A 253-nucleotide genomic window follows, 5' to 3' on the forward strand; every position below is an offset into this window, starting at 1 on the left:
ACAACAGGGTAGTCGGTAAAAGTAGATTAATAATGGGAAACCAACCACATTTAATGATTTCCAGAACAGGATAATTCTGGAAAAAGATCTCGATAAGTCCGGAAGTAAAGAATAATAAAATTTGAATGCCGGTATTAATACTATCGTTTCGGAGACAACAGGGTAGTCGGTAAAAGTAGATTAATAATGGGAAACCAACCACATTTAATGATTTCCAGAACAGGATAATTCTGGAAAAAGATCTCGATAAGTC

The 253-nt window shown here is 34.8% G+C and carries 1 protein-coding gene; it reads right to left on the reverse strand.

Translation table 11 applies throughout. The features are described 5' to 3' along the window. The coding region (locus BOQ64_RS24335; protein WP_228448544.1) for a hypothetical protein at window positions 1-253 on the reverse strand (253 nt) is incomplete at both ends.

This window comes from Chryseobacterium sp. CH25, assembly GCF_004119455.1.
Lineage (GTDB): Bacteria > Bacteroidota > Bacteroidia > Flavobacteriales > Weeksellaceae > Chryseobacterium.